Source organism: Pseudoalteromonas sp. ATL1 (assembly GCF_058933015.1).
Map to the genome: position 1 here is coordinate 1,577,709 of NZ_JBZYXL010000001.1, position 25,770 is coordinate 1,603,478.

Sequence of the window (25,770 nt, forward strand, 5' to 3'; positions counted from 1 at the left end):
CAGTCACTGAGTTATTGTCAGCGGCTGTGCTGTTGCCTCAGTCATTTTTAAGCTGTTTTAGCAGCGATGGCATTGAAATAGAAAAATAGAAAGTATCTTAATTTACTGTTATAAAAGCTAATTTTTATTTTTCTCTAAAAATAGAGATAAAATAAGACGATTTGTTTTCACCAACCTAAAGTGCTTCTCAAACATAGAGGAGCAAACAATGAAAACTCAATTCCCATCCATTATTCTAGCCAGCCACTTTATGATAAGTGGTATAACATACGCCATTGATACAAGTGTCATCGAGCCCGTTTTACAAAAGGTTCCTGTCGGCGACCAAGCAAACTTAGCCAGCTTTTATATGGGTCAATATGAAGTGACCGTGGCTGAGTTTATGCAGTTTGTGAATGAAACAGGCTACCAACTACCTAACCAGTGTATGACATTTACAGATGAACTTTGGCCCGATCCGGACAACCCGACAAAATGGAATTTACCGGCATTAATTGAAAACCCATATCGTCCAATGGTATGTGTCGGTGCGCAAGGGGCGCTTGATTATGCAAACTGGTTATCAGAAAAAACCGGCAAGGCCTATAAGTTACCGAGTGCAGAGCAATGGCGCTACGCCGCACTGGCAGGTAAAACCGGACGTATGGCATTTGCCGATGATCACGACCAAAGCGAGATATGTGAATACGAAAATACCGAGGATATCGCCAATATTGCTGGAATGAAAAAACATCACCAAGTACGTTATAAGCGCAGTGCTCAGTGTAACGATGGTGCGATATATTCCACCGTGGTCGGTATGTACCGACCTAACCAATATGGATTGTATGACATGATGGGGAATGTCAGAGAATATACTCGTACATGTCATGCATATAGCGACTCAGAGTCCAAAGCGTGCAAGCAATATGTTGCCGTAGGAGAAGCTTGGCACTGGCAGCCAAGAGGTGTGATGACACCAGATTGGATAGAAGCTGACTTTCAAGGGAGTATCGAGGGGTTTCGACTTGCCCTTGAAGCGGAACATGCTGAGCCGATGACTAAGCAAACACTTTCTTTTTTGGAAAAGCTTAAAAAGGCACAGCAAAGCGAGCGTCGTGTGCACGCCGAGCTAAAAACTATCCCTGCGACTCCGCAAGGCGTAACACTCCAATTACTAGAAAATAAAAACCCCAAAATTAATTGGTTAGCAGTGAGTGGTAATAAGGTGAAATATACTGTCTACCGAGCGTTAAGTGACTTCAAAGGGGCGCAAGCGACACGTTTTTCCAAAATAGTGGATGAACTAAGTGTTCCTGAATTTATCGACGAAAGTGTACCAACGGGTGCCTTTGCACGATATCAGGTATTTTCATATAACGATATTGGAGAAGGGCTAGGCAGTCGCATCGTCACATATGGTGAACCTAAAACCTTTATAATGGGTGAGCGCATAGAGGCCGAACATTATTTTAGTGAACGTTATACTTGGATAAGTAAGCGTGATGAAGCAACCGTCGCAGGGTTTAGTAGCAACCCTGATCACTTTCCAACGGGTATTACACCTCATAAACCCGCATGGCTTAGATTAGCGTTTGACGCTACAAAAGGGACCATCGCAGAGCTGACATTCAGAGCAGAATCAGAACAAGGTAGCAGGTTTGAGCTTTGGCAAGGCACACATTTAGTGGGGCGATACATGATCCCTGCGGGAGATAAGCTTGCGATTCATAAGGGGTTGGCCACTTTAATTAAAAGTAATGAGCCGCTAGAAGTTCGACTAGACCAGTCAAGCTGGTTTGAACTTGACTGGCTGGAGTTTAAGCTACGTTAGGTTTTAGGTGGTACACGTATACGTTAAAATATATCGCGAAGGCTAGCCAATCGTCCTTCCATCCAATAGCAGCGTCAGCTGCTATTCTCATTGTGATTTTTAGCATACTAGCCATTATTTACGTGATTTTTTAACCATTGGTGTTCGCCACTGCGTTTTAAAAAGTCATAATAAATCTGCCGGTTTTGATTTTGTTCCTGCAAATGCAGGTATAGCGCTCGAGCGGCATCAATACTGGCGTTTTTATCAAATGTTTTTTGTGCTTGCTGATACGCGTCTTCTAAAAAAGTGATGGCTTGTTGTGTTTGATCTTGTGCTAATAGCAACCTTGCTTGCAGTAGGTTGCGGTTAACCGTGTGGTCTATCTTGCTTGTAAGCAAGGTGTGTGCTTGTTTGAATTTGCCCGTTTGCACATATAAATCAAAAAGTCGCTCAAAAGCATCGTCAATCACCCAGAAGTTTGTTTGGCTACGGGGAAGCGGCAGTACTTTTTTTAAGTATTTCTGCTGCATATCCTCCTCAGTCGAAAAAAGTGCGTAGTGAAAATAAACAAATGCGAGATGGGAAGGGTGAAGGTTCTCTTCGTTAGCAAGCTGCTGTGCTTCATTGAGTTGTAGATATTTTCGCTCATTCAATCCTAACTTTGCCGATAGAATAGAATCCAAAATATGCAGCTGAAAGCGACCTTCGGCATCAATGTTTTGCTGGGCAAGTTGTGCCCCCCGTTTTAACTGTACTTCAACTTGCTGCAAGTTTCGCATCGCATAGGCCAAAAATGCCTGTTTTTTGATTAGTTCAAATTGTAATGGCCAAATTTTCTGTGCGAGTTCATTTTCGGCTTTGTCTAACGTGCTTTTTGCGAGAGTGTATTGACCATTGTGCTTGTAAATTGAGGTTTTTAGTAACGCGGCTTCAATACGAATAGGCATGTTCTGTATACTGATGGGCTGCTTTTCAATACTATCAAGATGGGCCAAAGCAGCATCAATATGACCAAGACGGCGGTAGTAGCTAGCTAAAAATAGCGTTTTACTTTGGGCGTTATATTCAGCAGAGCGTTCAAGTATGTTAACCCAATGACTGACTTGGTCAGCCCTATCGAATAAGCCTATTTGCGAAAGTTTATGCAGCTGCTTATGCAGTTGTGAAGCTAGTTCCTTGGGGTCTTTGGCGAACACATAGTCATGCCACAGAATATCGTCGTTCTGTAATTTAAACTCTAAATATTGTCCTTCAGGAGTTTGAAAAACACGGGTGCCTATTAGCCAGGCATTGTCTTCTACCGCGAGTTCCTTATAGGCCAGCTCAGGCATGTTCATAAATTCAAGTGGTGTGGCTTGCTTGTGCGATAGCGGCTCAAAATTCATGGTGTCGTCGTGCAACTGGCTTAAAACGTGCTGGCTGTCATCGTGCGATAAATAAAATATTTGTAATGGCTGATAACTGGCGTCTCTCCAAATACCATAGCCCGCAATGAGTATTAAAATTAACACCGCACTGATTGCATAGCCTACTGATTTAGTTGGCTTATTCACAAGCGGGGGGGAAGGTGCTTGTTCGTCGTTATTCGTGATTGGGTATCGCCATTGGTATCCTTTTCGCGGATAAGTTTGAATGGCGCGTTCTCCCAAAATAGCCCTGAGTTGGCTAATGGTTTGAAATACCACTTGCTCAGACACAACTCGGTCTTGCCACACTGTATCCAGAATTTGCTCTTTGCTCAGTATTGTTCCAGGGTTACAGACAAAGTATGCGAGTAAAGCTTGCTGTTTAGGCTGAAGCTCTATGACTAGGCCTTGGTGCGTCAAAACACCAGTGAGCGTGTTAAATTGAAATGTGTTAAACGTAACAACCATGCAGTAACTCTTGCGAGTGAGATTATCGTTATTATTCAATATTCTGTAATTCAGGTAAACACACGCGTTTGCGCTGTGCGGGCTTTATCGTTGTGAACGGGCACAAGTTGTGGGAGGTTGCATAAAATGCAATTTTTTTAACGTATTGGTAGCATCTCATTGTCTACTATACTCAATGACAAGCTCTATCTAAATTTAGGCATCAAAGTACTTATGGGCGTCAAATACGTATTGATAGTTTTAAGTGCATTGTTAGGTATTTTTATCAGCTTTGTGGTGCAGTTTAAATCAGTGGACTCCCTAGCAAACTGGCCAGAAATGAGCAAAAAAGCAAGCTTCGTAGCCCACACATTTGTGACCAGAGAAGTTGATGCCGCTATTCAACCCCTTCCTTTATTGGCAACGTTTGATGAGCAATGGGTGCAACTTGGTAAAGCTTTATTCAAAAGCCCATTGTTATCGAGTGACAATTCAGTGTCTTGTGCGTCCTGTCATGACCTCTATCACGGTGGTGAAGACGGTTTTCCAGTCTCTTTAGGTGTAAAACAGCAACTTGGTGAGCGAAATTCCCCAACCGTGATCAATGCGGTGTTTAATTTTCGGCAATTTTGGGATGGGCGTAGTGCCAACCTCTCCGAGCAAGTACATGGGCCTATTCATAACCCCATTGAAATGGGCACTAACTGGAAAGAGGTTATCAATAAGCTCAAAACCCAGCCTGTGTTTGTAACCAGTTTTAAGCAGCTTTCGAATGATGGGATCACAATAAGTAATATTGTTAAAGCCATTGTATTGTTTGAGGAGTCGCTCATCTCGGAAGATACCCCCATTGATCGCTATTTGCTTGGCGATGACACCGCACTAACGGAACAGCAAAAACGAGGTTACAAAAAGTTTGTCGACTTCGGTTGTGTGACTTGCCATCAAGGTAAAAATATTGGGGGAAACTTGTATCAAAAAATTGGCCGGTTAGATGCAGTTCCAGCCTCGTTATTGGCAGATCTGGGCAGGTATAATCAAACAAAAAATGAGCATGATAAACATGTGTTTAAAGTGCCGAGCCTGCGTAATGTCACATTGACCGGACCCTATTTTCACAATGGCTCAGTCGATGAGCTGTCTGATGCAATTCGGATCATGGCAACGGGGCAGTTAGGGCTGAGTTTAAAAGACGAAGATGTGGCCGATATCATCGCTTTGTTCCAATCATTTGAAGGTAAGCTACCGAGGTCTTTAAGCGAGTGAAATATTTAATAGAGGTGGCACTGTTGGCTTTGATTTGGTTTTTTGGCAATCAGGCCATTGACCATTATTTTCGCTTGGGTTCATTACAAACGCAATTGCAACTAAAAACGCAATTGAACCGTTTAGCTACTGAGTTGTCATTGGAAACCATGTCGGCGATGGACCCTAACGTATACCACTTTGATAAACATGCGCAAAAACAACTTGAGTATAAGCAGATTGCTCGACAATTAAATGAGCAAGGCTTTATCAATGACCATATGAGTCAGCAAATGGCCCAGTTTGAAATTGCAGTAGATACCTATATGCAATTGGCCTCAATGCTAAAAACATCTTTTAGATATGTTGCTAAGCAAAGTATTACCAGCAATCAAACCGAGAGTCCAATCAATAATGTCCTTCATCGCTGTGCTGCGCTGGTCTCTAACTTACAAGTGACAAATTCAGCATCAATAATCAATACGGTAAAAGCACAATTAAATAAACAGCTTAGCGAGCTAGAAAAGATAGAGATACACATGCCAACTGCTAGGGTCATGCGCTTGCATATTGAGTTTATTATTGCCAATGCGAGTCATGCATCAAACTTGCTTAAACCGATTCAAGAGAACACATTGTCTCACTCTATTTTGCAAGAAATACAGTCGATGAATCAATCCAAGGACGAAGAATATTGGCATGTCACCAAGTACATACTTTTATCTTTCGTCTTGGTTTTTGCTTTAGTGATTGTCGCCATGTTAAGGCTCATGTTTGAACTCAAACGTGCGAATCAATTGGCAACACAAGCGTCAGAAACAAAGTCTATGTTCTTATCGAATATGTCTCATGAAATAAGGACCCCAATGAATGGTATCGTTGGGCTGACAGATATATTGCTCTCAACATCTCTGTCGGTAACACAAAGAAACTACCTAGAGAAAATTCGCTTTTCTGCAAATGCACTAACAACAATCATCAATGACATTCTAGACTTTTCAAAAATTGAATCGAAAAAGTTGCACATAGAGCGGGTCAACTTTCAGTTTGAAGATTTATTGGACAATGTGCGCTCTTTAATCTCCCCGCTCGCAAACTCCAAAGGCATTAAGCTCATTTTTGATATAGACCCGAAATTAAACGCTTTCTATTTTGGGGATTCAGTTAGAATCGGTCAAATATTGCTGAATTTAATGTCAAATGCAGTGAAGTTTACGGAAAAAGGTTCCGTAACACTTAAGATCATAACAACTCCCCATGGAAACATGCCTGATTTTGAATGGCTAGATATATCCGTGGTTGATACAGGTATTGGCATTGACTCGTCAAAGATAACGCACTTGTTTGAACGCTTTACGCAAGCGGAGTCTTCGACAACACGAAAATATGGCGGTACTGGTTTAGGGTTGACGATTTGCAAATTACTTATTGAGCTAATGGGGGGAGAGATCGCTGTCGAAAGTGAGTATGAAAAGGGATCTAAGTTTACGGTCAAGTTACCGCTGCAAGTTGGAATAGATGACCGTCAGGATAGTCCGGTCAAGGACCGTGGTTCAATGCTCATCGTAGAAGATGACCCAATCAACATGGAGATAAGTGCAAACATTGCCAGCTCAATCGGATATAAAGTAACGGGCGCTTCTAATGGCGCCTGTGCACAAGCCCTATTATCGGTTCAGCCATTTGATGTGCTTTTAGTTGACTGGGTATTACCAGACTGTGAAGCAGACAGTTTGCTGGAAGCGTTACGGCGTGTATCACGATTACCTGAACAGGTGCTTATCTATACCGCACATTCAGATCAGCTGATAAATCATTATGTTGATTATCCGGTTTTGTCTAAGCCGTTACTAAAAAAAGATCTGTTGGACGCATTGAATAAGGGTGATCTGCATAGCAAGTGTGGCGAAGCAGGGAAGCAAATGGTGCAACCAGTTCCAAACAAACAGCGCTCAAATAAGAGCAAAGTATTGTTAGTGGAAGACAATGAAATAAATAGAATAGTTGCCATAAAAATGTTGAGTGATTTGGGCGTAGAAGTCACGACAGTTGTGAATGGACGTGACGCTGTGGAGGCAGTAATTGCGTATAAAGGGGAATTTGATCTGGTACTGATGGACATTCAAATGCCCATTATGGATGGCGTTGAAGCGACGAAGGCGATCCGGCAGATATACTCTCCTGAGTCGTTAATTATTATTGCATTAACGGCAAATGTCATGGAGTCTGAAATTGACAAGTACACGATTGCTGGCATGAATGGTTACTTAGGTAAACCATTTAAAATGGACGAGCTTGAAAAGTTACTTAGCAGTTACTGCAAATTAGACTAAGACTGATTTTTCTAGCCTAATAGCGTGAATGATTGAGTTCTAGCAATCAAATATCAACATCACTTTTTAAACACGCCAAGTGGTCGCGTACGTCAGTTCTTAGGCTATCAGAGGGCCACTTAAAGTGATTGTCTGTGCTAAAATGGTAAACAATAACGTTAAGCGAGGGGTTGGTTATTACTATTCGATGTAAATTAGCGTGTTTGGCATACATGACGCTCATTCTGAGTACTTTTTTCCCCTGTCGCGCTTCACAACATGAGCCCTTGCTTGTCGCATTTGGGCAGAGCCGCCCACCTTATGTTGATGAAAAAAATCAATCAGGGATCAGCATCGAGTTATTTGATAATGTCGCCAAGTTATTAAAATGGAGCTATACACCCGTTTACGTGTCGAATAAACGCATGGAACGCTTGTTGACCGAAGGTAAGGTTGATATTGCGGTTGAAGTGCAAAAAACAAATAGCAAGCTGTATTACTCTATGCCCTTTATTTCGTACAGCAATTACGCGGTTCATAGCCATCATGCCAAATTTAAATTAACGACTATGGCTCAATTGCAGAACTATAGCGTTTGTGCTTGGCAAAATGCCCGTGAACACCTTTCGTTGCCACAGGTGTTTGCTAGCAAGACTGATTATTTTGAGTACCCAAAGCAACAAGAACAAGTTATCGATTGGCTGGCGGGCAAGTGTGAAGTTATCTTGATTGACGACACGTTATTGAGTTGGCATTTAATGCAACTCAGGGAGGGGAGAGCAAACTATGCAAATTGGAACTGGGGAAAGGTTTTGTTGCCTGTTGAAAACAATCCGCTTTGGTTTTACGCGGGCTTTCGGGATGAACAGCTAAGGGATAGTTTCAATTTTGCCTTACAGAGATTAAAGGAAACAGGGCGTTATACACAGATCCGTGAGATCTTAAGATGACCTGCCCGACAGGTGACAGCTTTGACAATCAACTATCAGTTAAATGAATGGAAATGAGAAGTTTAATACAATTAATCACGACAGCCGTTGTGTTAGTGTCGAGCGCAGCACATAGCAACCAGAAAATACCACCCACTAAGCAAGCGCTACAGCAAGTCGCAGTTGAATATATCGCAACGCTTGATAATGACTATCCCAAGCAACGCACTTTTTACACTCAAAACACGCACTTTAAAGATCCAACGTCCGCTCAATTCGGCCCAATGTGGGATATTAATGGGGGATAACATTGCTGACTTTTTTGAAAAGACGGGTAAAGATTATGGTGTGTTGGAAGTAAAAAATAAAGTCACCAGAATGTTGGTTGAACCCCCTTTTGTAATTGCCAACATTGATTCAACAGTCACCACCTGCGAAGTCGCTTTAAATCATCCGACTAAATCTTATACGGGCACTATGGAACTTGTGATGGTGCTGAAAATAAATGGTAGCCATGTTGTCGAAAGAATTGACTATGTGGATTATTCTAGTGCTTGGCAGTTCGTGGAAAAATTGTCTCCGACATTGGCGGCAAAAAAGTCAGACGATAGATGCAAAGAGAGTCATATTTAAACCGTATAAAATTGTAAGGGCCATTCGGCCCTTACCGGCAAACATTATTAAATACTCGGTGTTATGCCCATACAGCTTGCATAGAAAGTGGTTGTAGCAGGCCAGTCGCTGAATACGCCAATGACGCCAACCTCTTGTGCTAATACATCCAGTAATACTAATGCATCGGCATCGCTATCAATTGCATCTGTAATTGATTGATAATACCAACCGCCACCAGAAGCGAGAGGGCCTGAGCGCTCTAGTGTCCAAGTTATGATTTTCAATCCTGCTTGTTTGGCTGCTTTTGCATAGGCCGAGGGGACAATTTTCTTGTCATTATCTAGCGTCACTAGCATCCACATAGGTGGAGCGATGATCTTCACGCCATCATTGCTTAGTTCTGCCATGGTTGGTTGCCAAGTATCAGGATTGTTTGGATTAAAGCCAGCAACGTCATAGCGGTCATCCAGATACACTGCTTGTGCACCAAATTCAGCTTCGTTACCAATCCAGTATTTCACATCGTCAAGATTAAATGATTGGGCAAAAACTTCGCTCGCATCAACACCAGCCGTTCTGTATTCATCAATCATTTTTTGGGCGTACATCTGTTGCGTCATCCCATCAAACGGCATTTCAACACTGGCTGATTTAAGCTCAGGCGTCATTTTCACGTTTAACGATTTGAATAGCTCAATGCTTTCTTTGTGTGTCAACAAAGTACCTTGGCTTGCATAAAGGTCGGTACGGAAGTTGGGTGTACCCGCAAGGTATTCGTCGATGGTGGTGGCAAGCGAGTTTGCACCATCCATTTTGCCTTTTAGCTGTCTGAACTCGGTAAGCGTGATGTCAGATGTACAACACTTTGCACTTGCAGGGGTGCCAGATGCTTTATCGGCAGGCGTAAATGGTTCTGAGCATTTTGCAGCCAGCTCAGGAATGGCAAGGATGTTGGTTGTGGTGTGTAAATCACATTGCGAGTGACGACACACTAACTCTTTGTCTTTGGTAAAGGTCACATCACATTCAAGAATACCTGCGCCCATTTTTGCTGCAGCAACATAAGATTCTTTGGTGTGCTCTGGATATTGCATTGGCGCGCCACGGTGACCAATCGAGAAATCAGTTTTGTAAAATGGACCGTCCTGACAGGCTTCTAACTTGGTTTTAAGTGCACCAGACTCAAGTTGATTAACCAAAAATTGTGCGCGGGTACCAATTTGGATGTCTTTTACTGTGCCTTTGGCCACTTCTACAATGACCGGTACTTCTACTTTTTCGATCACGGTAATGGGTTTTTCAACAACGACTTCTTTGGTGACTTCTTTTATTTTGGTGTCGTCATCACAGCCGCTCAGCGCGAGTAACGCGGTCATAGAGAGTAATAGTTTGAACTTCATGTCAGTACTTCGTCTGTTTATAAAAGGAAAACAAACGTTAACAGTAATAAATGACGAAAATATTATAAGGCTATGACATTAAAGAGGTTAGAGCTGATTTAGGTTATCAGCTCTAATTTATGGGTTGTTGTATTCTAGCGGTAATTTGAACGGTAGTTATCCACCCATAAACGGGTTGCGCCACATACAGCGACGGGCATCACAATGAGGTTAACAATAGGGATAGACGTTAATAAAAAGACGGCAAAGCCAAAGCCGTATGACAAGCCTTGCTTAGATCTTAAGTCTTCTTTCATCTGCTTAAAATGAATTTTGTGATTGTCAAACGGGTAGTCATTGTACTGAACGTTGTACATCCAGCAGGTAAATAGCACCCAGAGTACTTGGCCAATCACTGGTAGGATCCATAACAAGATAAAAAAGCCAATGGCGCGGGGTAGATAATAACAAAGTTTTGTCCACTCTCTGCCAATCATTCGGGGAACATCTTTTATCAGATCAGCAAATCCATCATCATTAATTTTTTGGCCAGTGAGGTGCATTTCCACCTTTTCACTTAATAAACCATTGAATGGTGCCGCAATGAAATTGGTTATTACGGTAAATACCATGCTGTAACTGAACAGAATAACCAAAATGGCAAGGGGCCACATTAACCATTCGAGCCAACTTAGCCAGCTGGGTAAGAGAGAATTTAAGTAGTCAAAGCCTTGCGTAAGCCAGTCTACCAAAAAGAATAACGAGCTTCCGAATAGTACAATGTTGATAAATAGAGGAATAAAAACAAAGCGTTTTAGTCCTTTTTGGGTGATAAGTGAAAACCCCGATAAAAAATATTCAAAGCCTTGGCCTAGTTGCACAAAAAACCTCTTTTGAAAATATTGTATTGATCACAGTATAAGCTGGCTCTTATAACGAATAAACCCAAAGAAGTAACAAACTATTACTAATAAAATGCACGTCAAACCAGAGACCTGAGGTATTCGATAATTTATTTTTTAAGTTGTTGAAATTTAATACCTTGTTTTTGTTGCTTACTAAAGAGGTTAAGCTACAATTGCTCACTTTTTATTATTTTTAAAAAGCAAAAAACAGTTTTCTATTGGAGAAATTGAGTGAGCGAATTGCTTGGTATTGTATGTTTAATTTTGATCAGCGCACTATTTGCTATGTCTGAGATAGCGATTGCGGCTGCACGTAAAATTAAACTTAAAATCATGGTAGATGAAGGCCATCATAGCGCAGAGCAGGTATTAAAGCTGCAAGCTAACCCAGGTGCATTCTTTGCCATGATCCAAATAGCATTAAATGCGATAGCCATTTTGGGTGGTATTCTTGGTGAGCAAGCGCTAACCGATCAAATAAGCATTTATGTTAGTTTGATTTACCAAGGCCCGATGTTAGGGCAAATTAGCTTTATAATCTCTTTTTTGGTGATCACCTCTCTCTTTATTTTATTTGCTGATTTGCTACCTAAGCGAATTGCAATGCTTATGCCTGAAGCGGTGGCAGTTAGAATTGTCGGGCTAATGAATGGTGTCACAACGGCATTTAAGCCACTTGTGGCATTTTTTAACGGCGTTACTAATTTAATCTTGAAGTTGCTTGGGTTGCCCACTGAGCGTAAGGATGAAGTAACGACCGAAGAAATTGTTGCTATCATGGACGCAGGCGCTCAAAGCGGCAGCTTGCAAGCGCAAGAATATCAACTTATTGGCAATGTTTTAGATCTTGAATGTCGAACGTTGCCTATGGCGATGACAACGCGTGAATCGATTGTGTATTTCGATATTGAAGATGATAGTGAAACCATTAACCAAAAAATACTGGCCAATCCGCACAACAATTTTTTGGTTTGTGAGGGGCATCTCGATAGGTTATTGGGTTATGTCGATACTAAGCAAATTTTACAGCAGTTGTTGCGTGGTGAAGCGCTTCATTTAAGTGAACAGATCATCGAAAAGGAAGTGTTTTACTTGCCAGAAACGCTCACACTTTCAGAGGCGTTGAATGCATTTAAAACAACCAGTGGTCAATTTGCCGTGGTAGTGAACGAATATGCCTTGATAGTCGGTATTGTCACAATTAAAGATCTCATGACGAGCTTTATGGGTGACTTAGTGACAGTGCACGGTGAAGAGCAAATTGTGCAGCGTGATAGTGATTCTTGGCTAGTGGATGGCAGTACGCCTATGGTTGATTTGTGTAAAGTACTTGGGTGGGAAGATGTGCCAGAAGCAAACCAATATGAAACAGTCGCAGGCTTTTTGATCTACCGCTTAAAGCGTTTACCCAAAAGAGCCGATCATATTTTTTGCTCGGGTTATAAATTTGAGGCAATTGATATAGAAGGTGTGCGCGTTGAACAGCTGTTGGTGAGCAGAGTAAAAGATGAACACCCCGAGCTAAAACTTTAGCACTTGATAAATGCGCAACATGCCCATACACTGAAGTTAGGTACTTAAATTTTTGTGCCTAACTTTTTGGAGATCAAATGCGATTAAGTAAGTGGTTTGTTATATCTTGTTTGTGTGTGCTGTTCCTTTCGGTAACCAGCGCGCCGATGAGCTATGCCAAAGTACAAGACCACTACGAGCAGCAGCAATCAGTATTTATTGATTCTGATCCGATTGATCATGATCCTCAAGACCTCATCGTTGACACAACTGCATACAGCTTTGATGTGGTTGTCTCTGAGCCAATCGCGAACGATGTTTCGCCGGTTGCAGATTCTAAATCATTCCACTTAAGTATCCGCGCACCGCCTGTTTTATAAACTTATCTAAACAAATAAAAGTTTTTTGTTGTCAGTTTATGGATTCAGAGGTGTTGTTATGTCTAAATATCATACTCTTCGCAGCCAATCAGCTGCGCTAAATACACGTTTTAACACATCACTTGATAGCTGTGTTACGGTGTCGCTTGATAGCCCTGCAACTTGTGGTTTTCATCAAGTACCTCCTCAGTTAGTAGACGAGCGTACAAGCCTCGATGATGCGCTGTTGATTATGCAGCAAACGCACATGCGTACAAGTTTTGTTGTTGATGAAAAAAACAATATGCTCGGTGTTATTTCAAAAGCGAGATTAACCAGCAGCTATGTATTAAAAATTTCCGCTAAAACAGGTGTCAATCGCGCGGACCTTACGGTTCGAGATGTCATGATCCCGCTATCTTCACTGAGCAGCATTGGTGAGCTAGCCATGCGTACTGCTCGGGTTGGGGACGTGCTACAAAGTATGGAAAATGCGGGTCAAGAATATTTGCTGGTGGTTAGTCAAGCACCCGAGCGCATATGCGGATATTTTGATTTGATTGATATGAGTCGGATGGTGGGTTATCCCCTTAACCAAGTTAAGCAAGCGAATACATTCAGTGAGATTGTAGATAGCTTATGGCACCACGCCGAGATTTAACCAAATTCCGGTTATTTTGCTCTTTTGGAGTAAGATAATTAGAAGCTCCTAAGTAATAAAGTTAATGAAACCAAGGCACCATAAAAGGTGCCTTTTTCATGCCAAAAATATATCGACTTTGAGTAATATTTCTATTCTTGAAGAGTGATATTTTTCGTTAGACACACACCTACAATTTATTTCTAATGCGCAAAATAAATACCCCCACTATTCATTTTTTTAAGGAACTTTAATGACCAATACCACCTCCTCTGAACAAGCACGCGAATGTTACAACGTGCGCCATTGGAGCCAAGGCTTTTACGGCATCAATGATCAAGGAGAGGTTACTGCAACCCCTAAACTCGCACAGCCAGAGCATGCTGTTACTTTGGTTGAGATTGCACAAAAAATTAAATCGCAAGGTTATACACTACCGGCGTTAGTGCGCTTTCCTCAAATACTCAGCCAAAGAGTGAACAGTATTTGTGATGCATTTAATCAAGCTATTGCCGACTATCAGTATCCAAAAGACTATTTATTGGTTTACCCAATCAAGGTGAATCAGCAAAAAGAAGTTGTTGAAGGGCTGATCGCCAGTCAAGTTGATAAAGAACAAAAACAATTAGGACTTGAAGCGGGCAGTAAAGCGGAACTATTAACGGTGTTAGCGTTAAGCGAGCAAACGTCAGCAGTGATCGTATGTAATGGTTACAAAGACAAAGAGTATGTTCGTTTGGCATTACTGGGTGAAAAGCTAGGACACCAAGTTTATATCGTGTTGGAAAAGCGTTCAGAGCTAGACATTGTACTTGAGCAAGCTAAAGCACTTAACGTAACACCAAGACTTGGGTTGCGAGTTCGTTTAGCGTCACAAGGTAAAGGTAAGTGGCAAGCCAGTGGCGGAGAAAAGTCTAAGTTTGGTTTGTCGGCGTCACAAGTGCTGACGGTGATAAATCAGCTAGAGCAGGCCCAGATGTTAAGTGCACTTCAACTAGTGCACTTTCATCTTGGCTCGCAAATGGCCAATATCAGAGATGTAAGACTCGGTGTGGGTGAAGCCGCTAGGTTCTATTGTGAGTTGCGTCGCTTAGGCGCTAATTTACAGTGTTTAGACGTGGGTGGTGGTTTAGCTGTTGATTACGATGGCACACGCAGTCAGTCGCACAACTCAATGAACTATAGTTTGGCCGAATATGCGAACAACATTGTGTACACCATTGGTGATACGTGTAAGCAATATGAACAACCAATGCCGAGGATCATTTCTGAGTCGGGGCGTGCGTTGACCGCGCATCATGCGGTATTGGTAACGGATGTGATCGGGACTGAAAGCTATCAGCCAGAGGCTGTTGCAGCGCCAAGCGACGATGCACCAAGGTTGTTACACAATATGTGGATTTCATGGCAAGCATTGAGTGGACAAAGCGATGACCGCGCTTTGATAGAAATTTACCACGACACGCAAGGTGACTTGGCTGAAGTACACAGTCAATTCGCAATGGGTCTATTAAACCTAGAGCAACGTGCTTGGGCGGAACAAACTAATTTGCGTGTGTGTTATGAATTAAATCAACGCATGGACAATAAAAACCGCTTTCATCGCCCCATTATTGATGAGTTGAGCGCAAAATTAGCGGACAAGTTCTTTGTTAATTTTTCTTTATTCCAGTCGTTGCCAGACGCATGGGGTATTGAACAAGTGTTTCCAGTGTTACCGTTGAGCGGTTTAACTGAAGCGCCCAAAAAACGTGCTGTGCTTTTAGATATCACCTGTGATTCAGATGGCACGATTGAGCACTATGTGGACGGACAAGGTATTGAAAGTACTTTACCAGTGCCTGAGTTTCATAATGATAAACCTTATTTACTCGGGTTTTTCTTGGTCGGTGCTTATCAAGAAATTTTAGGCGATATGCACAACCTATTTGGTGATACGCATAGCGTGATGGCAACACTTGATGCCGACGGCATGCTAAACCTGAGTGAGGTTGATGTTGGTGACACGGTCGCAGATATGATGCGTTATGTGCACTTAGATGTTGCTCAGTTTAAGAGTAATTTTGCAAATTTAGTGAAAAGCAAGCTGCCAGAAAATGAGCAAGCAATTTGTTTGGCTGAATTAGAGCAAGGTTTAGATGGTTACACGTATTTGGAAGATGTTTGATAAATGAGCCAGTTGTTTGATCATACCGATCACTCTTTATATTCAAATGGGATGACGTTTTTGCGTCAGCCCATGGTTAAAGATATGACCAATATTGATAGTGATGTGGTGGTTTTAGGGTTGCCGTTTGACTTGGCGACGTCTGGTCGCCCTGGCGCGCGCCTTGGCCCTGATGCTATTCGCCGCGCGTCTGTCCATTTGGCTTGGGAAAGCAAGAAGTACCCTTGGACGTTTACGCTGTGGGACAAAATCAGTGTGTCAGATGCGGGCGACTTTACTTACCCTGTTGGCGACCCCGAGTACTTTACTGCACAGCTCGAGTTGGCTGCACAGCAAATTGTGATGCAAGGCAAGGCGTTACTGGGGTTAGGTGGTGACCATTTTGTGACTTTACCTCTGTTGCGTGCACACCACAAAGTGCATGGCAAGATGGCTTTAGTGCACTTCGACGCACATACAGATACCTATAGCCAAGGCTCTCGCTATGATCATGGCACCATGTTTTATCATGCACCGATGGAAGGATTGATCAGCCCAGAGCACTCCGTACAAATCGGTATTAGAACCGAGTATACGCAGGAAGGGCATGAGTTTTCAGTGATTGATGCGATGCAAGCAAACGACATGAGTGCCGAGCAGATTGCTCAGCATATCAAAAATACGGTGGGTGATTTGCCCGTGTATGTGACGTTTGATATCGATTGTTTAGATCCCGCGTTTGCACCAGGTACAGGTACGCCTGTATGTGGTGGGTTAACCAGCGATAAAGTATTAAAGATTTTACGCGCACTACAAGGTGTAAACATGGTTGGTATGGATGTAGTTGAAGTATCTCCTGCATACGACCAAAGTGAACTTACAGCAATCGCGGCAGCGACTATCGCTCATGAGTTGCTACACCTTTGGGCAGTAAAACATCGGCCATAAGTTATATGCCATACATGCAAAATGCCGAGTTTAACTCGGCATTTTTTTACTTCAAAAAAGGTAGATGGTAACGCCTTGCGTACCAAACAAATAATGGGATCTGCAAAACCAAGTAAGTGATTAACGTAAACCAAAACCAATTTACGTCGAACAAAGCAAAGCTAAACCTGACATCACTGTCATGAAATACTGAACCCACCACGCATAACGAAATACTTGCACCCAACATGTCTTGTGCTGATATCTTTTTCAGTGTATTCGCACAGTAGGGGTAAATGAGCCCATATGCGGTGCTCAAAACAATCATATTTAATATGATCACATTAAATTCAATACCCATAATTTGGCCTGTAACTAACTGGGGACTACTACATTAATTGTGATGTCGATAATGGGACATGCCACGAGTAGAGAACCAAAACTTTTGTATTGCTTTGAAATCGGCAGCATGCGATATAACTTTAACTGCAATTACATTTTATTTTTCCATTCTATCGAGTTTATTCTTCGAATTAAACGGTGCGCTTTACTAGTTGTTAAATAATAAAGTTTGTTTGTGAATTTTTTATTGTCTACATCATATTGATATAAAAGTTTTTATTTCATTGACGCTTAACATTTTTATTTAATTATAAAACATAATATTTACATATAAAGGCGATTTGTGTAGCTTGAAGGTTCATGGGAACAAGTCGGGCACAAGGGTGTGCCGGTCAACTAGTAAAGTGGAAATAACAATGGGCAGAGAGATCATCAACGCGACGGTCGTAACCCGACCGACTATGAATCACACATCAAAACACACTGCATTTATGCAAAGCTTACTCACGCTTTTAGGTATATCGAGCTTTGTTGCGCACAGCCAAAGTGTATTGCAGGAGTTACCTGATAATCACCTTGTGCTTATCGATTTAGGGGGTTATAGCGAGGAAGAAGCGTTGTCGTTAGATGTTGCTGTGCTTGCTAAAAAGAAATCGATCATACTTTTTAATGCTGTAGACGGGCAAATAGATGAGCGCCAAGCGTTACTTGCAGGAGTTAAAGGGATTATTTACGCCAAAGATGAGCCTGACGTGCAACTCAAAGGAATTAAAGCTGTGAAAGAAGGGGAGTTATGGTTTCGTCGTAGCATTATTAGCAGTACCTTTTCAGAGCTTTTAAGCGAGCATGCTATTTTTAGCAGCCCAAAATGTATGTCCAAATTAGAGGATGCAACTTCAAGCCTAACAAAACGAGAAAAAACCATTGTTAAACTAATAGCTGAAGGCGCACAAAATAAAGAGATCGCTAATAAGTTGCATATTAGCGATCATACGGTAAAAACCCATCTTTACAGCGCATTTAGAAAAACTAACTCAAGAAACCGTATAGAGTTACTTAATTGGGCGAGACAGTTTTTTCCTGATGCGTTACACCGTTCTTACTCTGAGTAGCGCGCTTAGCAGCCCAGAGCCCTTTATTGATGCCGCTGTTTATTAAATCTACAAGGGCTTTCTCAATGGCTTGTTTAACACAAATATGCATGGGCTCATTATCACTGAACCCGCCTTCGGCCTCTGCTAGGCGTTTATAGCTCACATATCTGAAAAAACCCGCCCGCATTTCATAACTTAAGACGGTTTTGGTGGTGGCAACGGAGGTTAATACGACGCCCGTTCTGACGTCCACAGCGCGCATATAAATAGAAATAACGTCTTCTCGGTATAGTTCAGAGGTACCAATGCCAAAGTACTCAGCACCTAGGCCCCCGGTTTTGGTGTTTGAGTCATAACTGATGATACCGCCCTCCAAAATGATTTTAGCCGTAGTCAGTGGTGGAAGTTGACTGGTATCGCCGTTGGTTTCATTTGCGGCTCGAATAATTTTTCTTTCGGTTAGAATATTTTGCAGCCCTTCACGTTCGACAGGAACAAACCAGTCTGTTTCATTCAGCGCCTGTACTAAAATGGCGGTCGCGCCTTGTGTGACTGCGGTAGAAAAGGAACTGACATTGGCAATGGGCTTATATTGGCCCGTTTGATCGCGAAATGAATACACGGAAACAGGGATACTGCCCATGGGAGCAGGCAAAGACTTGAGTTCCTCATAGGTGGGTGTCTGCACCAATGATTGAGCCGTTTTTATATCGGGTGGGAGTGTTTTTGCTAAATGTGAGCACCCACCTAATATATTGAAAAATAGAGTTATAATTATAATTTTAAGGTGTTGCATTGTTACCATACCTCGGTATTTCAATGGTGGTGACTTCTCCCGAGACAAGGTTGGTTATCTCAATCGTAATACTGTCGGCGTTGCTGGTGAGCATTCTTATCTGGTGATCACCACTGACGAACATGGAGTCTCCGTCAAATATATTGGTGTCATCAGAACTTTCCCCAAAGACTTCATCTGTGATCTCTCTGACAATGCGGTTAATGAATGCACGCTCTAATGAGTCCTGCATCTTCTCTGAGAAACTCTTTGGCTCGGTATGCGCTTTATGTTTATTTTGCGCCTGCGCTTTATTCATTAACATACTGGCATTGAGCGGGTTGCCGCCAAAGCTCGGGTTAATAGGGGTGTAAACTAACTCACTTGCAGAAGATGCAAAGCTGAGTCCCAAAAAAACAAAAAGTATATTTTTCATAGTTATAGACCACTGCTCGATAAGTCATCACTAAACTTGCTAAAGCGGTTGCTCGCAAGAACTTCGATAAGCACTAAGGCTGCTTGCTCCACCTGATCATCAATGGGTTTTAGACGTCGACCTAAGTAGGTGGTGTAAACAGTTTTATTGTTTAAGTCGACCCTCAGTGCGGTACCCGCTTTTGGTATAAGTGTTTCTCTTATTGTGACGGTGACTCCTTCAGTATTAGGCATATCTTGCCAAAGCATGCTGAGTTGACGATAAAACTCATGTCCTGAGCGGCTGATGCTTTGATCTAGTAAAAAACCACTGATCTCCATTGCTTTGCCAATCGGGCTCAGTGTCAGTAACAAGGCTACCGTGATGGTTTTAATTGATATAGTCATCATAAAACAGCTCGACTTCATCGCTAAAAATAGGAGATAGTGAATGATAAAAATGGAAGACGTGGCGCGCTATACAACGCGCCACACTTAAAATTACTGCTGGACGACGGTAGTCGTATTGTAGTCGCCCATCTGAGTGATAGACACGTCACCATTTAACTGTGACATACCGCCTTCAACTAAGTTGCCGGTACCTGTTTGCGTGATGTTAAGCGATAAGTCACTACCGACAACCGCAAACGCGCCTTGGTCCAAACCAACCACCATGTTCATATCACCATTTTGCGCAATATCGATGCTGTTGTTTGCGCCATCGACCATTAAATCAATGGCGTTCAGGTTACCAACTTGCGTAAGCGATAGATCGTTACCTAGGCTTGCGACACTATTACTGAGCGTGACGCTTGCCTCATTCTCATTACCCGTTTGCATTAGCAAAATATCATTAGAAGAGGTGTCTAACGAAGTATCAGGGTACGAGTTTTGGATCTGTGCGACATTGGCATCACCATCTTGAAATAAAGTGAAGTCATTGTCCGAGCCATTAAAGTTAGCGATATGGCTTGAGTTCTTATCGCCGATTTGTAGGCTGGTAAGCGTATTGTTGTCACCAATAGCACCGACATACGAGCTATTTTCGTTGCCTAACTGGAGTGACGTCATGGTGTTGCCATTGCCAACCATATCCATTTCTATGCTGTTGTCATTACCGAATTGATCAGTGAGTTGACTATTTTGGTTACCTACAATGAGACCACTTTTGAAAGTGTTGTTATCACCTTTTTGAGTCATGCTAAGGTAGTTATCATCCCCCTCAACCACGGCATAGGAGATAGTGCTGCCATTGCCCGTTTGATCGAAATTTGAGCTATTTCTGTCACCGTTGATCAAATCAATATTAAGACTATTATTGTCGCCAGCTTGTGTTGACTTCAATGTGTTGTTTTCGCCCGTAAACTCTACAACGGCGACGCCATTTTCGTTACCTTGTTGAGTCAGCGCAAAATTGTTTGAGTCGCCTTGGATTAAGTCCAGCTGAATATTATTCTGGTCACCTTCTTGGCTTGCTTTTATGGTGTTGTTGTTACCTTCAAGCTCTGCGACCGTTGCGACATTCCAATAACCATCTTGTTGAAACTCAAGCTGGTTACCGTCTCCAATCACTTCTTTCAGTCTGACTTCGCCCCACTCGCCATCTTGCTCAATGGTAATGCTGTTGCGATTACCTTGAAGATCGCGAATAAAAGCCCATTGACCGCCAGTGGTTTGGGTTACATTAATGCTGTTGTCATCGCCTTGTGCTTTAACAATGATTTCATTCTGAATGCCAAATGAGCCTGCATCGCCGCTCTGTGAAAGCGATAACATGTTAGCACTACCACTAATGTTAAGATCCATCGCAGCATCATTACCAGTTTGATAGCTGCTTATTTGGTTTCCGTCGCCAGTTACTTGTGCCAGTTGCAGGTTCTTAGTGCCTGACTGCTCGCCGACTAGTTGGTTGCCATCGCCCGTTACGGATAACTGAGCCCCATTAGTTTGGCCAGCTTGAGTCAGGTTGATTTCATTTCCAGCAGTGCCTGTTGATTGCTGAGAAATTTCAACTTTGTTTTGTTCTGCACCCACTAGGAAAGTTGATTGAATGGTGCCTTGAGTATTCTTGGTTTGTTCAGCAGCGAGCGCGGCATTGCCATAACCCAATGCCATTGCAATGGCACAGGTAATGAGAGATTTTCTTAGCATGATATTTTCCTTGTTTATCATTGGTCTTTTGTAACGCTGATATTGAGCACCATGTCATTACCTTGTTGCTGGATCATGAGGGATTGCTCACCTAACTGCGTTAAATTGACGACATTGGCGTCACCTTGTTGCACTATGGATGTAAAGTTATTGTCACCATACTGCACTAAATTAACGCTGTTATTAGCGCCTGCTTGTGTAATGTCGGCCAAGTTGTTTGAACCGAGTTGCACGAGAGACACCAAGTTTAGTTCGTCACCTATTTGGTTTATCGTTGCTTTATTCAGTGTTCCGCTTTGCATAATCGTTGCCTGCAGGTGTGCATGCACAGACAATGATGGACTAATACTCAAAGACAAGGGGGACTCTTTTAGGTCGACGGAGCCTGCGAAAACTTCATAACTAACTAAAAAAGTGCTAATTAACAGCCCTAAAGAGGAACAAATGTTACAAACTTTAGAGGTACACAAGACACTTTGCACTGTTAGCATTTTGTTTCACTTTTGCTTCAAACGACCTTGTACCCCACATTAGACAAGAGCGAGTTGATAGGGAATACGAAATTTTAATGAAAATTTTTCTGTTTAATATCAATGGATAGTGATTTTAGAAACGGGTTGTTATATTAATTCACTTAAAAAGTATGAGTATTTTCATTGGGCAGGGTTAAGGTTTTTTCATACATTATTGTTAATTTTTTGTGTTGATGAGGTTTTTTAGTCTATTTGTATGGTTTTAACATTTGGCTATTGCAGAGTACCTATTTTTAGTGTTTTCTAAATGCGTTGCTTAAATAAAGTGTTTTGCATGTTGCCTCATTGTGCGTGAGCGGCATGTTTGGAGTAATTTACTCATAGAAATTGGTGGGATTCATTAGCCAGTAGCCTCCTTTGTGGCTGCTAACAATCTGGTTAAGCGAGCTGTCAGTACGCTTGTTAACTAATAAGAACTTAATGGACACCAACAAAATGAAACTAAAATTATCTGCTTTAACTCTTGCTATTCTTCCTTGCCTTTCGCAAGCGGCGCTTCACGTTGAAAAACAAAATACAATTGAAGCTGTAAGCGATGCGTTAATTGTTGTATACAAAAAAGATGCAACCAAAGCGCAGCGTATTTCGGCGCGTAAATTAGTTGCCGCTAAAATCTCTGACCTTAACCAAGATGAAATTGATGACGCATATCGTCATGTACTAAAAGGCCGTCTTGCAAAATTCAAACTCGACAACAAAGACGTTAAAGGTGCATTGAATGCGCTTAATTCTCACCCAGCGGTTGAATATGCAGAGCCGGATTACAAAGTCAGTGTGATGGGTACACCTGATGACCCAAGATTTGGTGAATTATGGGGTCTGCACAATACTGGTCAAACAGGTGGTACAGCGGATGCGGATATTGATGCGGTGGAAGCATGGGATATTTCTGTAGGTAGCCGTGACGTTGTGGTAGGGGTTATTGATACCGGTGTTGACCATTCTCACCCTGATCTCGCTGCAAATATTTGGACTAACCCAAATGAAATCGCGGGTAATGGTATCGATGATGATAACAATGGTTATATTGATGATGTTCACGGTATTAATGCGATTACTAATGTGGGCGACCCTATGGACGACCAAGGCCATGGTACACACGTATCGGGTACTATTGGTGCGGTAGGTAATGATGGCACGGGTGTAGTGGGTGTTAACCACCAAGTTTCTATTGTTGGTTGTAAATTCTTAGATGCATCAGGCAGTGGTTCTACATCTGATGCGATCAAGTGTATCGATTACCTTGTTGGTTTACGTGAAGCGGGTGTTGATGTGCGCGTGTCAAACAACAGTTGGGGTGGCGGTGGCTACAACCAAGCGATGGCTGATGCCCTAACAGCGTCTGAAGAAGCGGGTATTTTGTTTGTTGCGGCAGCGGGTAACAGCGCGGTAGATAACGATGTTAACCCACATTATCCATCAAGCTATGAGCATGCGTCTATATTGTCTGTTGCAAGTACCACACACACAGATGCGATGTCAGGCTTCTCACAATGGGGCTTAACGAGTGTTGACTTGGGCGCGCCGGGTTCAGCTATTTTGTCAACCGTGCCGGGTGGTGGCTATGACACATACTCAGGTACTTCAATGGCAACACCTCATGTTGCTGGTGTGGCAGCACTTGCGTTGTCAGTGAATCCAACATTGACAACTGAAGAGTTGAAAGCTGTGCTGATGGACTCGGGTGATGAAAACGAAGCATTAAACGGCAAAGTGGTATCAGGTAAGCGTTTGAACGCAGCAAGAGCACTTGAATATGCTGATCCAGAGCCAGGTTTCAGAATGTCAGTAACACCTCAATCTCAAGAAATTGTGGCGGGTGACACTGCAACTTATAACTTTGATGTATTGTCTGTAGCAGACTGGACAGGTGAAATTGCACTAACAGTAGACGGTGATTTACCAGGCGCGACTTTATCTACGGATATCGTACAGCCGGGTCAAAGCTTCTCGCTTTCAGTTGCAACAGAGGATGATACGCGTTGGGGTGAATACTCATTCAACGTAACTGCAACAAGCGGCGAACTCGTTCAGAGCAAGCAAGTATCGGTATATGTGTTGCCACAGGGTCTAAACGACTTCAACTACAGCAATACCACGAGTGCGGATATTCCTGATAACGATCCAGCGGGTATTACATCTGTGATCACTGTGCCTGATGAAGTAACTATCTTTGGTTCAAGCACTTTCTTAGATATTACGCATACTTACATCGGTGACCTAGTGGTTACGCTCACTTCACCAGCAGGTACTGTAGCAACATTGCACAATAAAGCGGGCGGTAATGCGGACGACATTAAGCAATCGTTTGAATCTGATGTATTCAATGGCGAAGTTGCAACGGGTGATTGGGTATTAAAAGTAGAAGATACCTATGCAGAAGATACAGGTACATTGAATCAGTGGTCTCTGACGTTAACAGGTTTAGGCGACGTTGCACCAAGTGCACCAGAAGCAAACTTTGCGTACGCAGCAGATAAACTCAATGTGACATTTAGCGATTCAAGCTCTGATGCAAACAATGACATTGTGAGTTGGGCATGGGATTTTGGAGATGGTAATACTTCAACTGAACAAAACCCAGTACACGCATTTGCAGCGGCTGGCACATATGATGTGACATTAACAGTCACAGACGAAACCGGTTTAACAAGCACTAAAGTTCAATCTGTGACTGTTTCAGTGGACGTGCTTGAGCTAAAACTTAAACGTGCCAACAAAACACGCTTAGACTACGCACGAGTTGAGTTGTCATACCAAGGCGCATCGTCAGATACGGTAGATGTTTTCCGTGATGGCGCGAAGATTGACACGACGGCTAATACGGGTACTTACAGAGATTTCATCCGTAACGCGACGCAAAACCAGTATATTTACAAAATTTGTGTAGGCGAAAATATTTGTTCTGAAGAAGTAACGGTTTCTTTTGAATAATCAATATTTATGATGCATAAAAAGGGCTCATTGAGCCCTTTTTTAATCTTCTTACAAGGTTCAGTAAATAAAGGCTTATTCTCGCATTCTTTAATCCCTCAGGTATAATCACCTCTTCTGTAAACTGGGGTGGCTATGATCTCTAAAAACCAACTAAAACTGTTACGTTCTTTGGCACAAAAAAAATACCGTAAGCAACATGGTTTATATCTGGTACAGGGTGAAAAAAATGTACTAGAGCTGATCACTGCGGGCATTGAGATTAGCCAATTATTTGCCACGGCTGCATTTATTGAAACGCATAGCGACAAACTCAAAGCCATTTCATGTGTCGAAGCGGATGCAGAAAGCCTGACTAAAGCGAGTACGCTTGTGAGTAACAATGCGGCGATTGCCGTTGTGCCAACACCAGAATCGCAAGCCATTGATACATCAGGCCTTGTGTTAGCATTAGATGGTGTATCGGACCCCGGTAACCTAGGTACCATTATTCGGGTGGCGGACTGGTATGGACTCAAGCAAATTGTGGTGAGCGAAGACTGTGCCGATCATCTTAACCCTAAAGTGATTAGCGCGACCATGGGATCGTTTGTACGCGTTAATGTTGTGCGTACTCAATTAAACGAATTCTTGTCGCAGTATGACGGTGCTATTTATGGCGCATACCTTGATGGGCAAAGTGTACATAGCACCGAATTTGCAAAAAAAGGTGTGTTGGTAATGGGCAGTGAATCCCACGGTATTCGTGAACAAGCGGGACAATACGTTAATACGCCAATCACCATTCCTGCTTTTGGTGGTGCTGAATCGCTGAACGTGGCGATGGCAACCGGTATTATTTTAGATAACATCAAACGTGGTAGTTAATTTTTGCTGCTCGCTTTGCTATGTTTTGTTTAAGTTACCAATA

Annotated in this window: 23 protein-coding genes; 14 read left to right on the forward strand and 9 right to left on the reverse strand. The window is 42.4% G+C overall.

Going from position 1 to position 25,770, the window contains the following annotated elements; translation table 11 throughout:
* The first annotated feature begins 208 nt into the window (after window positions 1-208).
* Complete coding sequence (locus AC5FX4_RS07080) at window positions 209-1,813, forward strand: formylglycine-generating enzyme family protein (protein ID WP_493605751.1); 1,605 nt, start codon at window positions 209-211, stop codon at window positions 1,811-1,813.
* A 107-nt stretch (window positions 1,814-1,920) separates the two neighbouring features.
* Here AC5FX4_RS07080 and AC5FX4_RS07085 read toward each other — a convergent pair whose 3' ends face one another.
* Complete coding sequence (locus AC5FX4_RS07085; protein ID WP_493605752.1) at window positions 1,921-3,669, reverse strand: winged helix-turn-helix domain-containing protein; 1,749 nt, start codon at window positions 3,667-3,669, stop codon at window positions 1,921-1,923.
* Between the two features lie 159 nt (window positions 3,670-3,828).
* Between AC5FX4_RS07085 and AC5FX4_RS07090 the strand changes: the two genes are divergently transcribed.
* From AC5FX4_RS07090 to AC5FX4_RS07110, 5 genes are all read left to right on the forward strand, one after another.
* A complete protein-coding gene (locus tag AC5FX4_RS07090; protein WP_493605753.1) occupies window positions 3,829-4,914 on the forward strand; it encodes a cytochrome-c peroxidase in 1,086 nt (361 codons plus the stop codon).
* Entirely contained in the window at window positions 4,911-7,226 is a 2,316-nt protein-coding gene (locus AC5FX4_RS07095) for a response regulator (RefSeq protein WP_493605754.1), read from the forward strand. Before AC5FX4_RS07090 ends, AC5FX4_RS07095 begins: the two co-directional genes overlap by 4 nt.
* 212 nt (window positions 7,227-7,438) lie before the next feature.
* A complete protein-coding gene (locus AC5FX4_RS07100; RefSeq protein ID WP_493605755.1) occupies window positions 7,439-8,155 on the forward strand; it encodes a substrate-binding periplasmic protein in 717 nt (238 codons plus the stop codon).
* A 53-nt stretch (window positions 8,156-8,208) separates the two neighbouring features.
* Window positions 8,209-8,442, forward strand: a complete 234-nt coding sequence (locus AC5FX4_RS07105) for a hypothetical protein (RefSeq protein ID WP_493605756.1) — start codon at window positions 8,209-8,211, stop codon at window positions 8,440-8,442.
* Window positions 8,432-8,767: a hypothetical protein gene (locus AC5FX4_RS07110; RefSeq protein ID WP_493605757.1), complete on the forward strand. Its 336-nt coding sequence runs from the start codon at window positions 8,432-8,434 to the stop codon at window positions 8,765-8,767. The genes AC5FX4_RS07105 and AC5FX4_RS07110 overlap by 11 nt, the downstream gene beginning before the upstream one ends.
* A gap of 47 nt (window positions 8,768-8,814) precedes the next feature.
* Here the strand turns inward: AC5FX4_RS07110 and AC5FX4_RS07115 are convergent, their stop codons facing one another.
* Complete coding sequence (locus AC5FX4_RS07115; protein ID WP_493605758.1) at window positions 8,815-10,149, reverse strand: glycerophosphodiester phosphodiesterase family protein; 1,335 nt, start codon at window positions 10,147-10,149, stop codon at window positions 8,815-8,817.
* A 134-nt stretch (window positions 10,150-10,283) separates the two neighbouring features.
* Window positions 10,284-11,009 (reverse strand): sulfate transporter CysZ, encoded by a 726-nt coding sequence (gene cysZ / locus AC5FX4_RS07120; protein WP_493605759.1) that lies wholly within the window; start codon window positions 11,007-11,009, stop codon window positions 10,284-10,286.
* A 255-nt stretch (window positions 11,010-11,264) separates the two neighbouring features.
* Here cysZ and paeA point away from each other — a divergent pair, with 255 nt between their 5' ends.
* The 5 genes from paeA (at window position 11,265) to speB (ending at window position 16,638) form a co-directional block, all read left to right on the forward strand.
* Entirely contained in the window at window positions 11,265-12,566 is a 1,302-nt protein-coding gene (gene paeA / locus AC5FX4_RS07125) for a polyamine export protein PaeA (protein WP_493605760.1), read from the forward strand.
* Window positions 12,567-12,643: 77 nt separating this feature from the next.
* On the forward strand, window positions 12,644-12,925 hold the full coding sequence (locus AC5FX4_RS07130; RefSeq protein ID WP_493605761.1) for a hypothetical protein: 282 nt from the start codon (window positions 12,644-12,646) through the stop codon (window positions 12,923-12,925).
* Window positions 12,926-12,983: 58 nt separating this feature from the next.
* Complete coding sequence (locus tag AC5FX4_RS07135) at window positions 12,984-13,565, forward strand: CBS domain-containing protein (RefSeq protein WP_493605762.1); 582 nt, start codon at window positions 12,984-12,986, stop codon at window positions 13,563-13,565.
* A 232-nt stretch (window positions 13,566-13,797) separates the two neighbouring features.
* Window positions 13,798-15,711, forward strand: coding sequence for a biosynthetic arginine decarboxylase (speA, locus tag AC5FX4_RS07140; RefSeq protein WP_493605763.1), 1,914 nt, complete (start codon window positions 13,798-13,800; stop codon window positions 15,709-15,711).
* Between the two features lie 3 nt (window positions 15,712-15,714).
* Window positions 15,715-16,638 carry an agmatinase gene (gene speB / locus AC5FX4_RS07145; protein WP_493605764.1) on the forward strand — a complete coding sequence of 308 codons (924 nt, stop codon included), beginning with the start codon at window positions 15,715-15,717 and terminating at the stop codon, window positions 16,636-16,638.
* 46 nt (window positions 16,639-16,684) lie between these two features.
* On the opposite strand, the gene AC5FX4_RS07150 is transcribed toward speB, so the two are convergent.
* The gene (locus AC5FX4_RS07150) at window positions 16,685-16,978 is read right to left on the reverse strand and encodes a hypothetical protein (RefSeq protein WP_493605765.1); all 294 of its coding nucleotides are present in this window, start codon (window positions 16,976-16,978) and stop codon (window positions 16,685-16,687) included.
* A 397-nt stretch (window positions 16,979-17,375) separates the two neighbouring features.
* Between AC5FX4_RS07150 and AC5FX4_RS07155 the strand changes: the two genes are divergently transcribed.
* Entirely contained in the window at window positions 17,376-18,071 is a 696-nt protein-coding gene (locus AC5FX4_RS07155) for a helix-turn-helix transcriptional regulator (protein ID WP_493605766.1), read from the forward strand.
* Here the strand turns inward: AC5FX4_RS07155 and AC5FX4_RS07160 are convergent.
* The 5 genes from AC5FX4_RS07160 to AC5FX4_RS07180 all read right to left on the reverse strand — a co-directional run bounded on the left by AC5FX4_RS07160 (window position 18,016) and on the right by AC5FX4_RS07180 (window position 21,752).
* The gene (locus AC5FX4_RS07160; protein WP_493605767.1) at window positions 18,016-18,849 is read right to left on the reverse strand and encodes a CsgG/HfaB family protein; all 834 of its coding nucleotides are present in this window, start codon (window positions 18,847-18,849) and stop codon (window positions 18,016-18,018) included. The genes AC5FX4_RS07155 and AC5FX4_RS07160 overlap by 56 nt on opposite strands.
* Window positions 18,836-19,264: a curli assembly protein CsgF gene (locus AC5FX4_RS07165; protein ID WP_493605768.1), complete on the reverse strand. Its 429-nt coding sequence runs from the start codon at window positions 19,262-19,264 to the stop codon at window positions 18,836-18,838. Before AC5FX4_RS07165 ends, AC5FX4_RS07160 begins: the two co-directional genes overlap by 14 nt.
* Window positions 19,265-19,266: 2 nt before the next feature.
* On the reverse strand, window positions 19,267-19,653 hold the full coding sequence (locus tag AC5FX4_RS07170; RefSeq protein WP_493605769.1) for a CsgE family curli-type amyloid fiber assembly protein: 387 nt from the start codon (window positions 19,651-19,653) through the stop codon (window positions 19,267-19,269).
* Between the two features lie 90 nt (window positions 19,654-19,743).
* The gene (locus AC5FX4_RS07175; RefSeq protein ID WP_493605770.1) at window positions 19,744-21,393 is read right to left on the reverse strand and encodes a hypothetical protein; all 1,650 of its coding nucleotides are present in this window, start codon (window positions 21,391-21,393) and stop codon (window positions 19,744-19,746) included.
* A 17-nt stretch (window positions 21,394-21,410) separates the two neighbouring features.
* Window positions 21,411-21,752 (reverse strand): hypothetical protein, encoded by a 342-nt coding sequence (locus AC5FX4_RS07180; protein ID WP_493605771.1) that lies wholly within the window; start codon window positions 21,750-21,752, stop codon window positions 21,411-21,413.
* A 609-nt stretch (window positions 21,753-22,361) separates the two neighbouring features.
* On the opposite strand from AC5FX4_RS07180, the gene AC5FX4_RS07185 reads away from it, so the two are divergent.
* Entirely contained in the window at window positions 22,362-24,860 is a 2,499-nt protein-coding gene (locus tag AC5FX4_RS07185; protein ID WP_493605772.1) for a S8 family serine peptidase, read from the forward strand.
* Window positions 24,861-24,995: 135 nt separating this feature from the next.
* Entirely contained in the window at window positions 24,996-25,727 is a 732-nt protein-coding gene (locus AC5FX4_RS07190; RefSeq protein ID WP_493605773.1) for a TrmH family RNA methyltransferase, read from the forward strand.
* Window positions 25,728-25,770: the final 43 nt, after the last annotated feature.

Bases quoted from the DNA above. Each gene is read 5' to 3' on its own strand.
- AC5FX4_RS07175 (WP_493605770.1), bottom strand. From the start codon at position 21,393: ATGCTAAGAAAATCTCTCATTACCTGTGCCATTGCAATGGCATTGGGT.
- AC5FX4_RS07100 (WP_493605755.1), top strand. From the start codon at position 7,439: ATGACGCTCATTCTGAGTACTTTTTTCCCCTGTCGCGCTTCACAACAT.
- AC5FX4_RS07105 (WP_493605756.1), top strand. From the start codon at position 8,209: ATGAGAAGTTTAATACAATTAATCACGACAGCCGTTGTGTTAGTGTCG.
- AC5FX4_RS07150 (WP_493605765.1), bottom strand. From the start codon at position 16,978: ATGGGTATTGAATTTAATGTGATCATATTAAATATGATTGTTTTGAGC.
- speB (WP_493605764.1), top strand. From the start codon at position 15,715: ATGAGCCAGTTGTTTGATCATACCGATCACTCTTTATATTCAAATGGG.
- AC5FX4_RS07135 (WP_493605762.1), top strand. From the start codon at position 12,984: ATGTCTAAATATCATACTCTTCGCAGCCAATCAGCTGCGCTAAATACA.
- AC5FX4_RS07115 (WP_493605758.1), bottom strand. From the start codon at position 10,149: ATGAAGTTCAAACTATTACTCTCTATGACCGCGTTACTCGCGCTGAGC.
- AC5FX4_RS07110 (WP_493605757.1), top strand. From the start codon at position 8,432: ATGGGGGATAACATTGCTGACTTTTTTGAAAAGACGGGTAAAGATTAT.
- AC5FX4_RS07080 (WP_493605751.1), top strand. From the start codon at position 209: ATGAAAACTCAATTCCCATCCATTATTCTAGCCAGCCACTTTATGATA.
- AC5FX4_RS07165 (WP_493605768.1), bottom strand. From the start codon at position 19,264: ATGAAAAATATACTTTTTGTTTTTTTGGGACTCAGCTTTGCATCTTCT.
- AC5FX4_RS07185 (WP_493605772.1), top strand. From the start codon at position 22,362: ATGAAACTAAAATTATCTGCTTTAACTCTTGCTATTCTTCCTTGCCTT.
- speA (WP_493605763.1), top strand. From the start codon at position 13,798: ATGACCAATACCACCTCCTCTGAACAAGCACGCGAATGTTACAACGTG.
- AC5FX4_RS07170 (WP_493605769.1), bottom strand. From the start codon at position 19,653: ATGATGACTATATCAATTAAAACCATCACGGTAGCCTTGTTACTGACA.
- AC5FX4_RS07085 (WP_493605752.1), bottom strand. From the start codon at position 3,669: ATGGTTGTTACGTTTAACACATTTCAATTTAACACGCTCACTGGTGTT.
- AC5FX4_RS07190 (WP_493605773.1), top strand. From the start codon at position 24,996: ATGATCTCTAAAAACCAACTAAAACTGTTACGTTCTTTGGCACAAAAA.
- AC5FX4_RS07160 (WP_493605767.1), bottom strand. From the start codon at position 18,849: ATGCAACACCTTAAAATTATAATTATAACTCTATTTTTCAATATATTA.
- AC5FX4_RS07155 (WP_493605766.1), top strand. From the start codon at position 17,376: ATGGGCAGAGAGATCATCAACGCGACGGTCGTAACCCGACCGACTATG.
- AC5FX4_RS07130 (WP_493605761.1), top strand. From the start codon at position 12,644: ATGCGATTAAGTAAGTGGTTTGTTATATCTTGTTTGTGTGTGCTGTTC.